The sequence below is a fragment of the Rhodococcus sp. C-2 genome (genome assembly GCF_027854095.1).
GTDB lineage: Bacteria > Actinomycetota > Actinomycetes > Mycobacteriales > Mycobacteriaceae > Rhodococcus_F > Rhodococcus_F qingshengii.
This window is the reverse complement of sequence record NZ_JAQGFI010000003.1, coordinates 20,592-34,161: the sequence shown is the minus strand read 5'-3', so window position 1 is coordinate 34,161 and position 13,570 is coordinate 20,592. Positions and strand designations below refer to the sequence as shown.

The 13,570-nt window shown below is 62.0% G+C and carries 12 protein-coding genes; 9 read left to right on the top strand and 3 right to left on the bottom strand.

What is annotated here, in order from left to right; all coding sequences use genetic code 11:
• The first annotated feature begins 102 nt into the window (after window positions 1–102).
• Window positions 103–981, top strand: coding sequence for a LysR family transcriptional regulator (locus PCS43_RS06715; RefSeq protein ID WP_058228176.1), 879 nt, complete (start codon window positions 103–105; stop codon window positions 979–981).
• Here the strand turns inward: PCS43_RS06715 and PCS43_RS06710 are convergent.
• Genes PCS43_RS06710 through PCS43_RS06700 form a run of 3 tightly spaced genes read right to left on the bottom strand, consistent with a single transcriptional unit; the run spans window position 978 to window position 4,857 of the window.
• Complete coding sequence (locus PCS43_RS06710) at window positions 978–2,669, bottom strand: acyl-CoA dehydrogenase family protein (protein WP_058228167.1); 1,692 nt, start codon at window positions 2,667–2,669, stop codon at window positions 978–980. The two genes, PCS43_RS06715 and PCS43_RS06710, sit on opposite strands and share 4 nt — an antisense overlap.
• Before the next feature lie 10 nt (window positions 2,670–2,679).
• Complete coding sequence (locus tag PCS43_RS06705) at window positions 2,680–4,185, bottom strand: class I adenylate-forming enzyme family protein (RefSeq protein ID WP_030537646.1); 1,506 nt, start codon at window positions 4,183–4,185, stop codon at window positions 2,680–2,682.
• A 36-nt stretch (window positions 4,186–4,221) separates the two neighbouring features.
• Window positions 4,222–4,857 (bottom strand): TetR/AcrR family transcriptional regulator C-terminal domain-containing protein, encoded by a 636-nt coding sequence (locus PCS43_RS06700; RefSeq protein WP_030537647.1) that lies wholly within the window; start codon window positions 4,855–4,857, stop codon window positions 4,222–4,224.
• Between the two features lie 175 nt (window positions 4,858–5,032).
• Here PCS43_RS06700 and PCS43_RS06695 point away from each other — a divergent pair, with 175 nt between their 5' ends.
• The 8 genes from PCS43_RS06695 (at window position 5,033) to zigA (ending at window position 13,554) form a co-directional block, all read left to right on the top strand.
• Window positions 5,033–6,013, top strand: coding sequence for a helix-turn-helix domain-containing protein (locus PCS43_RS06695; protein ID WP_003945977.1), 981 nt, complete (start codon window positions 5,033–5,035; stop codon window positions 6,011–6,013).
• 204 nt (window positions 6,014–6,217) lie between these two features.
• Window positions 6,218–7,279 carry an aliphatic aldoxime dehydratase gene (gene oxdA / locus PCS43_RS06690; RefSeq protein ID WP_050655939.1) on the top strand — a complete coding sequence of 354 codons (1,062 nt, stop codon included), beginning with the start codon at window positions 6,218–6,220 and terminating at the stop codon, window positions 7,277–7,279.
• Window positions 7,280–7,394: 115 nt separating this feature from the next.
• Window positions 7,395–7,763, top strand: a complete 369-nt coding sequence (locus tag PCS43_RS06685) for an ArsR/SmtB family transcription factor (protein ID WP_007735244.1) — start codon at window positions 7,395–7,397, stop codon at window positions 7,761–7,763.
• 44 nt (window positions 7,764–7,807) lie between these two features.
• Window positions 7,808–9,214 carry a substrate-binding protein gene (locus tag PCS43_RS06680; RefSeq protein ID WP_050655937.1) on the top strand — a complete coding sequence of 469 codons (1,407 nt, stop codon included), beginning with the start codon at window positions 7,808–7,810 and terminating at the stop codon, window positions 9,212–9,214.
• Between the two features lie 114 nt (window positions 9,215–9,328).
• Window positions 9,329–10,894 (top strand): amidase, encoded by a 1,566-nt coding sequence (locus tag PCS43_RS06675; protein ID WP_064075483.1) that lies wholly within the window; start codon window positions 9,329–9,331, stop codon window positions 10,892–10,894.
• A 73-nt stretch (window positions 10,895–10,967) separates the two neighbouring features.
• Window positions 10,968–11,591 (top strand): nitrile hydratase subunit alpha, encoded by a 624-nt coding sequence (gene nthA / locus PCS43_RS06670; protein ID WP_003946052.1) that lies wholly within the window; start codon window positions 10,968–10,970, stop codon window positions 11,589–11,591.
• 26 nt (window positions 11,592–11,617) lie between these two features.
• Window positions 11,618–12,256, top strand: a complete 639-nt coding sequence (gene nthB / locus PCS43_RS06665) for a nitrile hydratase subunit beta (protein WP_209910606.1) — start codon at window positions 11,618–11,620, stop codon at window positions 12,254–12,256.
• 98 nt (window positions 12,257–12,354) lie between these two features.
• Window positions 12,355–13,554, top strand: coding sequence for a zinc metallochaperone GTPase ZigA (zigA, locus tag PCS43_RS06660; protein ID WP_042450649.1), 1,200 nt, complete (start codon window positions 12,355–12,357; stop codon window positions 13,552–13,554).
• The last annotated feature ends 16 nt before the right edge of the window (window positions 13,555–13,570 follow it).

Here is a 13,570-nt window from a genome sequence, read left to right as displayed (position 1 = left end):
GTGAGGCGTGAATCACTATCGTCCGAAATCCATGTAGAGTCCAAGACTTAGTTCGACTGATTTATGTGGGAGAACCACATAATGAAGACCGGGAGGAGCGACATGGAATTGCGTCAGCTGCGCGCGTTTCTCGCAGTCGCCGACGAACTTCATTTCGGCCGGGCCGCCGAGCGACTCCACATCGGGCAGTCCCCGCTCAGCCAGACCATTCGGGCGCTCGAGCGCGAACTGGGCACCGACCTGTTCGTCCGGACCACCAGATCAGTGCAACTGACCGCAGCCGGCGAAGCCTTGGTCACGCCCGCACGAATCATCGAAGCGCAGATCGCCGTGGTACGAGAAATCGCATCGGCCGCGTCGACTGGCGAGACGGGCTGTGTCACAGTGGGTTTCGGTGGAACAGGCGGCTACACCGTCCTGTCGGCCCTCACACGGTCCTTGGCCGACTCCCATCCGGGAATCGAACTGGAACTACGGCCGCAGATGTACTCGGGTGAGGTGCTCGACGCTCTCCGACGCGGAGCACTGGACATGGGCATAGTCGGCCTGCCCATTCCGCGCGGATTCGAAACACACACTGTGCGGGAGGAAACCTTGATGGTCGCGGTTCCGGCCAGGCATCACCTCGGTGCGCATGACTCGGTGTCACCGGAAGACCTGGCAACCGAGCGATTCGTGATGTATCCCGCCGAGCACGGCTCGGTGGTGCGCGATGCAACATTGTCCGTTTGCGCTACAGCAGGTTTCACGCCCACCGTCGCGCACGAAGCCCCCGATCCGTACAGCCTGTTGGCCATGGTCGGAGCGGGGGTCGGGATTGCCGTCGTCGTGGAGTCGACGGCGCATCTGTCCATGGACGGGGTCGTGTACCTGCCGATCGCCGGGGCCACGCCCACGCTGAAAATCGCGATGGCATGGCGACCCAACAATCCGACGCCGGCAGTACACACCGTCACCAGGGTACTGAGGGAGCAGCCTTAGGCTCTCGCGAGAATTCCCGCGAAATCTGTTCCCACAGGCAGAGTTCCGTACTCGTGACCACGGTCGGCGCCGAGGCGAGCGGCAATGAACGCATTGGACGAGGCGGCCGGGGAGTGGCGCACCATGAGCGAAGCCTGCAGCGCCAACGCCATAGCCTCGACGACGGTCCGAGCGCGGAGCTGGGCGTCGGCGGGTGCCATCGTGGCGAGCTCACCGAGTTGGCGTCGTACCCGATCGAGGTGCTGATCGAGGACCGGGTTGTTGCCGCGGGCGAGGTTGATCTCGTGGTCGAAGGCGGCAACGGAGTCGGGTTCACGGGTCATCGCGCGCAGGACGTCGAGCGCGATGACGTTGCCCGACCCCTCCCACACGGCCATGACGGGCTGCTCACGGTAGCGACGGGCAAGCGGGAAGTCCTCGGTGTAACCGTTGCCGCCCAGGCACTCGAGGGCTTCGTAGGAGTGGTGCGGGCCGCGCTTGCAGATCCAGTACTTCGCAACAGCCGTCGCGAGTCGGCGGAACGCCTTTTCCTGCTCATTCGCGTCCTCGTCCTGCGCACGAGCCAATCGCAGTGCGGTGATGGTCGCGGCTTCGGATTCGAGAGCCAGATCGGCAAGCACCGAGGTCATCGCCGGCTGATCTGCCAGGACGGCACCGAAAGCGCTGCGGTGCCGTGCGTGCCACACCGCTTCGGCGACCGACTGACGCATACCTGCCGTGCTGCCGAGGATGCAGTCGAGTCGCGTCTGGGACACCATTTCGATGATGGTCCGCACGCCACGTCCCGGTTCGCCGATCATGGTGCCGACGGTGCCGTCGAGCTCGATCTCGGACGACGCGTTGGACTTGTTGCCCAGCTTGTTCTTCAGACGCTGGATGCGGAAGACGTTGCGTGTGCCGTCGGGCAGGATGCGGGGGAGAAGGAAGCAGGAAAGTCCCTCGCCGGCAGCACCTTCGGCCTGAGCGAGAACCAGGAAGGCGTCGGACATCGGCGCGGAGCAGAACCACTTGTGTCCGGTGAGGAGGTAGTCCGCACCCGGGCCGCCACGTCCGGCAGGCTTGGCGATGGTCGTGTTGGCTCGCACGTCGGAGCCACCCTGCTTCTCCGTCATCGACATTCCGAAGATCGCGGATGCCTTTCCGGGAGCGTCCAACTCGGGGGTGTAGCTGCGAGAAAGGGCTCGCGGCGTCCAGAGAGCGGCCACGTCCGGTTGCAGCTCGAGCGAGGGGATCACAGCGTGCGTCATGGAGATCGGGCACGCGTGGCCCGGTTCGACCTGGGAGAAGAGCATGAATGCCGCGGCCCGAGCCACGTTGGCACCCGGCTTGGGGTCAGCCCAGGCAGAGGTGTGAGCACCGTGCGCAACGGCGGCAGAGATGATCCGGTGATACGACGGATGGTATTCGACCTCGTCGATGCGGTTTCCCCAGCGATCGAAGGTCTTCAATTCGGGGATCACCGTGTTGGCCAGCTCGGCGTCGTGCTGGAACCCGGCACTGCCGACCAGTTCACCGATATCGGTGAGTTCACTGGTGGCCCAATCGGCGTCGTGACGCGCGACGCCTTCGGCCAGGACCGTATCGAGCAGGAACTCGTTGACGTCCGTGCGCGGTACCGACTGGTTGAGCACTGCATGGGTGCGATGCGGAGCCGGGTGGGTGACGGTCTTCTCGGAAATATCAGTCATGACAGGCCTTTCAGCTCGCTGCGCGGATGAGGTGCTTCTGGATCTTGCCGGTCGGTGTACGCGGAAGAATCGTCGCGAACACCACTTCACGCGGAATCTTGTAGCGCGCCAACTTGTCCGAGAGGTAGTCCTTGATGTCGTCGGCGCTGATGACATCCGGTTCACGCCAGACGACGTGCGCGACGACGGTCTCGCCCCATTCTTCGTTGGGTTTTCCGACAACGGCGACGTCGACGACGTCCGGGTGGCCGGAGATCACGTCCTCGACCTCCTTGGAGTAGACGTTCTCGCCGCCCGTGATGATCATGTCCTTCGCGCGGTCGACGATGAAGAGGTAACCGTCCGCATCCTTGCGCGCCAGATCGCCGGTGCGATACCAACCGCCGTCGGCAAAAGCAGCCTTCGTGGCAGCGGGGTCGTCGAGGTACCCCTGCATGACGGTGTCGGCGCGCAGCCAGATCTCACCGATCTGATCGGGCTCCGCGTCGGTGCCGTCATCGGCAACCAGGCGCAGGTCGACGCCGGCCAGCGCGACGCGGCCGATCGAGCCCGCCTTGCTCAACTGCTCTTCGGGGTACAGCACGGTGCCCACTGGCCCGGTCTCGGTCATGCCGTAGACCTGCCGGAATTCGGTGGTGCCGTACGACTCCACCAGTCGCCGAGCGACATCCGCGCCGATCGGTCCCCCGCCGTACAACCACGCACGAACGCTTCCGAGGTTGTAGTCGGCAAAGTTCGGCACGAGGTTGAGTGCGGTGGTATAGATGACCGGCGGGCCGAAGCAGAGGGTAATGCGTTGTTCCTGAACTGTTTCCAGAAATTTGACGGGATGGTACTCGCGCAGCAGCACGACGGTTCCGCCCATGTAGAGCGTGGACATGAACCAGTTGTTGAGCGGGGAAGCGTGCCAGATCGGGACGGCCATGAGCAGTCGCTCGTCCCGAGTCGTCGACACGGCGAGGGCCGCGGTGACGGCAACACCGACGACGTTGCGGTGGCTGTGGACGCAGCCCTTGGGCGAGCCGGTAGTCCCCGAGGTGTAGAGGATTTCGGCCGGATCGTTCTCGTCGATGTCGATACCGTCAACGCCGTCCTGGCGGGTGATGGCGTCGTCGAAGAAGTCGAAACCGTCTGCGACAGAGTCCGTGCTGATCAGCTTGGCCGTTGTCTCCAGTCGACCGACAACCGGCGCCAACTCACCGTCGAAGACGCACACCGACACCTTCGCGTGTCCCAGCACGTAGGCAACTTCCGGAGTCTGCATCTTGTGGTTGATGGGGACCACGACGGCGCCCAAGCGCCAGGCACCGAGCATCGCGTACACGAATCCCGGAGTGTTGTAACACATCAGCGCGACGCGGTCGCCCGGCTGCACGCCCAGCGACTGCAAATAGCCTGCGGCGCGTCGACTTCCGTCCTGAACCTGGGAGTACGTGTGATCGTGACCGTCGAATATCAGGAAGGGTTTGTCCGGGGTCTTGGTGACGTTGCTGTCGAATACGCGAACGATATTCATCGAAGTCCTTGTCGGAGAATCACGCTCGAAGAGAGTTCATTCCATCGAGCTGTTGAGTACGGCGTCGGGTATCTGGAGGGTGGCGAAGATGACGGCAACCGCCTCCTCGAGGGAGTAGCCGAAGCTCTCGCCGGTGGCAGTCTTCTGGATGACGAGGCCGAAGATCGCAGACCAGAAGGCCTTGGACTCGACGTCGATGCCCGCGCGCAGCTGCCAGCCGGTGCGGATCAAGGTACGGAGGAGGGCGGTTTCGCCCGAGGAGTGCAGAGTGCGAAGCGTTTCGGAGATCAGGTCGCGGAGTTCACCACGACGACCCGTCATCATCATCGCTTCCACGAAGAGTTCGACGCTGGGAGCGCCCGAGCCCAGGAGGGATCCGACCAGCTTCTCGGTGTAATCGCCGACCGTGTCGGCGTCGGCGGCATCGACCTCGGCACGCTTGCCTGCGCGCAGAACGGCCGCGCACGCCACCTCGACGAAGAGCTTTTCTTTGGAGCCGTAGTAGTAGGTCACCTGGTTGGGATGGGCGCCGGCGGCGGTGCAGATCTGCGCGATGGACACGCTGTCGCCATGTTCGAGGAAGAGCTCGGTTGCAGCGTTGAACAGTGCCATGCGCGTCTGCTTGCCCGACTCACGCGTCGCGCGCGCTGCGGGAACTGCCTCGGTGGCCATCACGAACTCCTACTTGTTTGTACGACAAACAATAACTCGGCGTTGTTTGTATGGCAAACAATTTCTCCCGACGTGATGACATGTCGACTCCTATCGACATGTCCGATGTGCGGGATTACTCTCTGAACATCGAGCACCCGAGAACTTCGGCTTTTCTGCGAGGAGGCGCCCTGCAATGCTCGCGCGATCCGGCTTCTCCCTGCCCACACGCACGACTCTCACGGGCGACTGGGCAGATTTATTGCGTGAGCATTTTGTCGCGCTCGACGTATCCGATATCGAAGACGGCGATCGATTCAGCGGGGCCGTGCACTCGGCCCAACTCGCACACGTTCGGGTGTCCGCAGTTCAATCGATGGAACAACGAATAGTCCGTAGCAGCAGCCTGATCAAGAGCGACGGTGCGGACTATCTGCAAATCGGGATGATCCGCCGCGGTAGCGCGGTAGTGCGGCAAGACGACCGCGAATGCGTCCTGCGACGTGGCGACTACGTCCTGTACGACACCACGCGCCCCTTCGATTGGCAGATCGAGGGACACGCACACGACGGCATCTGGGGACTCGAGGTGTTCACCTGGCCACGGTCATACCTGTCACTCAGCGACGCGGAGGTCACGAGTTTGACGGCCATTGCCTTCGACGGACACGCGGGCCTGAGTGGCCTGCTCGGTCGCTTTCTTCACGATCTTGCCTCCGTCCGCATGACGTCCGACGCGAGCGGAGACGAAGAGGAAGTCGTCAACGAGATCGGCAACCTGGTCAAGTCCGTTCTTCACACAACTGCGCGACCGATCACCTCGCGGCGAACCAGCCTCTACGAATCCGCCCTGTCGGTCATAGACGCCCGCATCGCAGACCCGGCCCTGTCTCCGGTGGACATCGCGGGATCGGTCAAAGTCTCCATTCGCCAGTTGCACCGAGCCTTCGCCGAACACGGCACGACGGTGTCACGGTCGATTCGCAGCCGTCGACTCGACGGTTGCCGTCGTGAGATCGTGCAACGACACGGAGTAGAGCGGTCGCTGACCCAGATTTCTCACCGCTGGGGATTCACCGACCTGGCCGCCTTCAGTCGAGCCTTCAAGGCGGAATTCGGGATCAGCCCGCGGCGGTACCGGTCGCAAGCAGCGGCCCCCACAAGTACTACCCGCTGATCTGTAACATCTTCGGACACTTACCCATTGAACATGGTGTTCAAAATTTTCTGTCGCCGAAGCGTATCCACAATTCTTGGCACGGTAGGCCAAGCATCGGGCGCTGACGGCCAAGTTTGCTCGGCTGAGCGGGCGTAGATTTTCGGCACGGCGTTGCCAAGTGCCAGGCACCCGATTCGACCACCTACATCACAGGGAGCACTCATGGAATCTGCAATCGGCGAACACCTTCAATGCCCGCGCACTCTGACCAGGCGGGTCCCGGATACCTATACGCCACCGTTTCCCATGTGGGTCGGGCGCGCAGACGACACATTGCACCAGGTCGTGATGGGCTATCTCGGCGTGCAGTTCCGCGGCGAGGATCAGCGCCCGGCAGCACTGCGGGCGATGCGGGATATCGTCGCCGGCTTCGACTTGCCGGACGGACCGGCACACCACGATCTCACCCATCACATCGACAACCAGGGCTACGAGAACCTGATCGTGGTCGGTTACTGGAAAGATGTTTCTTCCCAACATCGTTGGAGCACATCACCTCCAGTGTCCTCCTGGTGGGAGTCCGAAGACCGCCTGTCGGACGGATTGGGGTTCTTCCGCGAGATCGTGGCACCGAGAGCCGAACAATTCGAAACGCTCTACGCGTTCCAAGACGACCTCCCCGGGGTGGGAGCTGTCATGGACGGTGTCAGCGGCGAAATCAACGAGCACGGCTACTGGGGTTCGATGCGCGAGCGGTTTCCGATCTCCCAAACCGACTGGATGCAGGCCTCGGGCGAACTGCGGGTCGTCGCCGGTGACCCCGCCGTAGGTGGACGCGTAGTAGTGCGGGGACACGACAACATCGCACTGATCAGGTCCGGGCAGGACTGGGCCGACGCGGAAGCAGACGAGCGCAGCCTCTACCTGGACGAAATCCTGCCCACTCTTCAATCGGGCATGGACTTCCTCCGCGACAACGGCTCGGCCGTCGGGTGCTACAGCAACCGATTCGTACGCAATATCGACATCGACGGAAACTTCCTCGACTTGAGCTACAACATCGGCCACTGGGCCTCCCTCGACCAACTCGAACGGTGGTCGGAATCCCACCCGACCCATCTACGGATCTTCACGACGTTCTTCCGGGTGGCCGAGGGCCTGTCGAAATTGCGTCTCTACCATGAGGTCTCGGTATTCGATGCCGCCGATCAGCTCTACGAGTACATCAATTGCCATCCCGGGACCGGAATGCTGCGCGACGCGGTGATCACCGCCGAGCACTGACCGAAGTCGCCGGCAATCTTCGGCCACATTCTTTCCCTCGGAGGCAACTCGAGATATGTTGACGGGTGTCGACATATCTCAGTAGAGACCATCGAGGAAGCGCGGACAGCAGACAGTGACTACTCAACGAAACGAAGAGTTGGCGTTTGCTGTGCTGGCCGACCAAGTGCGTCGACAGATTCTCGACACGCTGGCTACCCACGGCGAGTGCAACGCGGGCTTCATCAGCGATCAAATTTCGACGGTCGGTCGCACCACGGTATCCACACATCTCAAGGCGCTGCGGTTGTCCGGCGTGATCGTCGAACGGCGTCAAGGACGTCATCGCCTGTTCTCGATAGATCCATCGGGGCCCGCCAACGATGCACTCCAGTTCCTGCGCGACGTCCTCGGGCGAGCGCTGGAAGCAGGTTCGAACGCCTCCGAGTTGCCGGCCACTGCGACTGAGGATTCAGACGTCGCATCGGTGCGTCGCCGAGCGTGAGGCCCTGTTGAGCCCCAGCACCTATTTCAGGCAGGAAGTAGAACGTGCCAGGTCTCTCCGTAACGGCACAGATCGTGACGACCGACCCACCAGGGTCAGCCTTCGAGCGCCTCGAAACGGGGCAACTGCTCGAACTCGAATGTGAGCAACTGACGGTCGGGGCCGCTGCCGCCATCTCCCTTCCCGTCGGCGACGGCGCACGCGCAGATCCAGTCGGAATGCCGATCACGCTGTTGGGATACGTCGCCGGCGTGAAGCGGGGCCGATCGGTCGTGATCGTGCACCACCAACCGTGGCGCGGCCGCCTGACGATCCGGTTCTTTCCCGACGGCGCCGGGACCCGGATCGTTCTCGAGTCCAGCCTCGATCAGGACGGCATTTCCTGGCTTGCCAACAAGCGCGGATTCGCTCCACCCGAACCTCCGCGTTCCGACCGACATCGGATCGGGCTGCTGGTCAGCAAATCCGGCCCGGCAGCTGTATTCGCCCAGGCGACAGAAACACTCGCAGCACTGGCCGTGGAAGAAATCAACGCCGACGGCGGCATCGGCGGCGTTCTCGTCGACTTGGTGATCGGCGATGACGCTTCCGACTCGGCGGCCGGAGCGGCGACCGCACTGCGATTGGTGAAAAGCGGATGTCGCGCCGTTTTCGCGTGCGTGACATCGTCGACCTTCAATGCCGCTGCATCTGCATTGCAGAACACCGGTGTGCTGTTGGTGCACACAGTTCTCAACGAGGGAGGTCGATCGCGTCCGGGAGTCCTTCGATTGGGTGAGCGCCCACTCGACCAGACGCGAGCGGGTATACCCGCAATGATGTCCGAGACCGGTTCTCGCACTTGGTTCCTGGTCGGCCAGCAGTATTCGTGGTCGTTCGGTGCGCATTGGGCGGCCCGGCGTGTGATCGCCGAATCCACAGGTTCGGTGGCCGGCGAAGTCTACGTACCGTTGGGGACAACCGACTTCTCACGCATCATCGAGTCGATAGCCAACTCCGGGGCCGAACTGATTCTTTCCACCCTGGTGGGCCATGACGAGGTCTTCTTCGAACGACAATGCGCCCAGCACGGACTGCGGGCCACCACGCGGACGTTTGCATTGGTCCTCGACGAGGCCACTCAGCAGCTCATCGGCAATTCCGATGCCGACGGAGTCTGGGCGGCATTCGGCTACTTTCAATCCGCAGCCGGCGATCACGACCTCGAAAAGCGATACAGCGCGAGCTCGAACGAACTCCTGCCTCCGCTCAGTTCCCTGTCGGAGACAACATACGAAGCGATCGTCGCTTACGCACGCGCAGTCGAACGAACGTCGGCAGGCGATCCGGAAACAGTACTTCGGCAGCTTGTCACGACATCGAAAAGCTCTACGAACAACGGCGTTCCACTGCATCGACCGATTCTGCTCGCTGAATCACGCCGTGGGCGCCTGTACCCCCGCTCTCTCTGAGCGCGCGTAACCCGAACTTAACGAGTCAATATGTCGATACCTATTGACGCAATTATGGATCCGGCCCTAGGCTGAAAGACAAGTGAAGCCGATCACATCAGGAGCACACTTCTCATGGCGACAATCCGACCTGACGACAATGCAATAGACACCGCCGCAAGGCATTACGGCATCACTCTCGACCAATCAGCCCGGCTCGAGTGGCCGGCACTGATCGACGGAGCACTGGGCTCCTACGACGTCGTCGACCAGTTGTACGCCGACGAGGCAACCCCGCCGACCACGTCACGTGAGCACACGGTGCCAACAGCGAGCGAAAATCCTTTGAGCGCTTGGTATGTGACCACAAGCATCCCGCCGACGTCGGACGGCGTCCTGACCGGCCGACGCGTGGCGATCAAGGACAACGTGACCGTGGCCGGAGTTCCGATGATGAACGGGTCTCGGACAGTAGAGGGGTTCACTCCGTCTCGCGACGCGACTGTGGTCACTCGACTACTGGCGGCCGGTGCAACCGTCGCGGGCAAAGCTGTGTGTGAGGACCTGTGTTTCTCCGGTTCGAGCTTCACACCGGCAAGCGGACCGGTCCGTAATCCGTGGGACCCACAGCGTGAAGCAGGTGGATCATCCGGTGGCAGTGCGGCTCTCGTCGCAAACGGTGACGTCGATTTTGCCATCGGCGGGGATCAGGGCGGGTCGATCCGGATCCCGGCGGCATTCTGCGGCGTCGTCGGACACAAGCCGACGTTCGGGCTCGTCCCGTATACCGGGGCATTTCCCATCGAGCGAACAATCGACCATCTCGGCCCGATCACACGCACGGTCCACGATGCCGCACTGATGCTCTCGGTCATCGCCGGTCGCGACGGTAACGACCCACGCCAAGCCGACAGCGTCGAAGCAGGTGACTATCTGTCCACCCTCGACTCCGATGTGGATGGTCTGCGAATCGGGATCGTTCGAGAAGGTTTCGGGCACGCGGTCTCACAGCCCGAGGTCGACGACGCAGTCCGCGCAGCGGCACACAGTCTGGCCGAAATCGGTTGCACGGTAGAGGAAGTAAACATCCCGTGGCACCTACATGCTTTCCACATCTGGAACGTGATCGCCACGGACGGTGGTGCCTACCAGATGTTGGACGGCAACGGATACGGCATGAACGCCGAAGGTTTGTACGATCCGGAACTGATGGCACACTTTGCTTCTCGACGCCTTCAGCACGCCGACGCTCTGTCCGAAACCGTCAAACTGGTGGCTCTGACCGGCCACCACGGCATCACCACCCTCGGCGGCGCGAGCTACGGCAAAGCCCGGAACCTCGTACCGCTCGCCCGCGCCGCCTACGACACTGCCTTGAGACAATTCGACGTCCTGGTGATGCCCACACTGCCCTACGTCGCATCCGAACTACCGGCGAAGGACGTGGATCGTGCAACCTTCATCACGAAGGCTCTCGGGATGATCGCCAACACAGCACCGTTCGACGTGACCGGACATCCGTCCCTGTCCGTTCCCGCCGGCCTGGTGAACGGGCTTCCGGTCGGAATGATGATCACCGGCAAGACCTTCGACGATGCGACGGTCCTCCGGGTCGGGCGCGCATTCGAAAAGCTTCGCGGCGCGTTTCCGACGCCTGCCGACCACATCTCCGACTCTGCACCACAACTCAGCCTCACCTAGTTCTGTATCCGCACTTGCACAACAAATTCCACCGATTCACACATGATCAGCCCGCACAGAAAAGGTGAACCAGATGTCAGTAACGATCGACCACACAACGGAGAACGCCGCACCGGCCCAGGCGCCGGTCTCCGATCGCGCGTGGGCCCTGTTCCGCGCACTCGACGGTAAGGGATTGGTACCCGACGGTTACGTCGAAGGATGGAAGAAAACCTTCGAGGAGGACTTCAGTCCAAGGCGCGGAGCGGAATTGGTCGCGCGGGCTTGGACCGACCCCGATTTCCGGCAACTGCTTCTCACCGACGGTACCGCCGCGGTTGCCCAGTACGGATACCTGGGCCCCCAGGGCGAGTACATCGTGGCAGTCGAAGACACCCCGACCCTCAAGAACGTGATCGTGTGCTCGCTGTGTTCATGCACCGCGTGGCCCATTCTCGGCCTGCCCCCTACCTGGTACAAGAGTTTCGAATACCGTGCGCGAGTGGTGCGTGAGCCACGGAAGGTTCTCTCCGAGATGGGAACCGAGATCGCGTCGGACGTCGAGATCCGCGTCTACGACACCACCGCCGAAACTCGCTACATGGTTCTCCCGCAACGTCCCGCAGGCACCGAAGGCTGGAGCCAGGAACAACTGCAGGAAATCGTCACCAAGGACTGCCTGATCGGCGTCGCAGTCCCGCAGGTCCCCACCGTCTGATCACCCCGACAAGAAAGAAGCACACCATGGATGGAGTACACGATCTTGCCGGAGTTCAAGGCTTCGGCAAAGTCCCGCATACCGTCAACGCCGACATCGGCCCCACCTTCCACGCCGAGTGGGAACACCTGCCGTACAGCCTGATGTTCGCCGGTGTCGCCGAACTCGGGGCATTCAGCGTCGACGAAGTTCGATACGTCGTCGAGCGGATGGAACCACGCCACTACATGATGACCCCGTACTACGAGAGGTACGTCATCGGCGTCGCGACACTGATGGTCGAAAAGGGAATCCTGACGCAGGATGAACTCGAAAGCCTTGCAGGGGGACCGTTCCCACTGTCGCGGCCCAGCGAATCCGAAGGGCGTCCGGCACCCGTCGAGACGACCACCTTCGAAATCGGTCAGCGAGTACGCGTGCGCGACGAGTACGTTCCGGGGCATATTCGAATGCCTGCGTACTGCCGCGGACGAGTGGGAACCATCTCTCATCGGACTACCGAGAAGTGGCCATTTCCCGACGCAATCGGCCACGGGCGCAACGACGCCGGCGAAGAACCGACGTACCACGTGAAGTTCGCCGCCGAGGAATTGTTCGGTAGCGACACCGACGGCGGCAGCGTCGTAGTCGACCTTTTCGAGGGTTACCTCGAGCCTGCGGCCTGATCGTCCAACATTCCGGGCGGCGGTCACGCGATCACAGCGTTTCGCGTGACCGCCGCCTGATCACAGCAATTCTCTCATTCGGAAGGACACTGGAAATCATGGTCGACACACGACTTCCGGTCACGGTGCTGTCAGGTTTCCTGGGCGCCGGGAAGACGACACTACTCAACGAGATCCTGCGAAATCGAGAGGGTCGGCGGGTCGCGGTGATCGTCAACGACATGAGCGAAATCAACATCGACAGTGCAGAAGTCGAGCGTGAGATCTCGCTCAGTCGCTCCGAGGAGAAACTGGTCGAGATGACGAACGGCTGCATCTGCTGCACTCTGCGAGAGGATCTTCTCTCCGAGATCAGTGCCTTGGCCGCCGATGGCCGATTCGACTACCTACTCATCGAATCTTCCGGCATCTCCGAACCGCTTCCCGTCGCAGAGACGTTCACATTCATCGATACCGACGGCCACGCCCTCGCCGACGTCGCCCGACTCGACACCATGGTCACCGTCGTCGACGGCCACAGTTTTCTGCGCGACTACACGGCTGGGGGCCGCGTCGAAGCCGATGCCCCGGAAGACGAACGAGACATCGCGGATCTGCTTGTCGATCAGATCGAATTTGCCGACGTCATCCTGGTGAGCAAGGCAGATCTCGTCTCGCACCAGCACCTGGTCGAATTGACCGCAGTCCTGCGCTCTTTGAACGCATCCGCTGCGATAGTTCCGATGACGCTCGGTCGCATCCCACTCGACACGATTCTCGACACCGGTTTGTTCTCACTCGAAAAGGCTGCACAGGCCCCCGGATGGTTACAAGAACTCCAAGGTGAACACATCCCCGAAACCGAAGAGTACGGAATCAGTTCGGTGGTGTACCGCGAGCGCGCACCCTTCCACCCCCAACGGCTGCATGATTTCCTCAGCAGCGAGTGGACCAACGGAAAGTTACTTCGGGCCAAGGGCTACTACTGGAATGCCGGCCGGTTCACCGAGATCGGGAGTATTTCTCAGGCCGGTCATCTCATTCGCCACGGATACGTCGGCCGTTGGTGGAAGTTTCTACCCCGTGACGAGTGGCCGGCCGACGATTACCGTCGTGACGGAATCCTCGACAAGTGGGAAGAACCCGTCGGAGACTGCCGACAAGAACTCGTCTTCATCGGCCAATCCATCGACCCGTCTCGACTGCACCGAGAACTCGACGCGTGTCTACTCACCACAGCCGAGATCGAACTCGGGCCAGACGTGTGGACCACCTGGAGCGACCCCCTGGGCGTCGGCTATACCGACCAGACCGTTTGATATTGGTCCGGTTTGC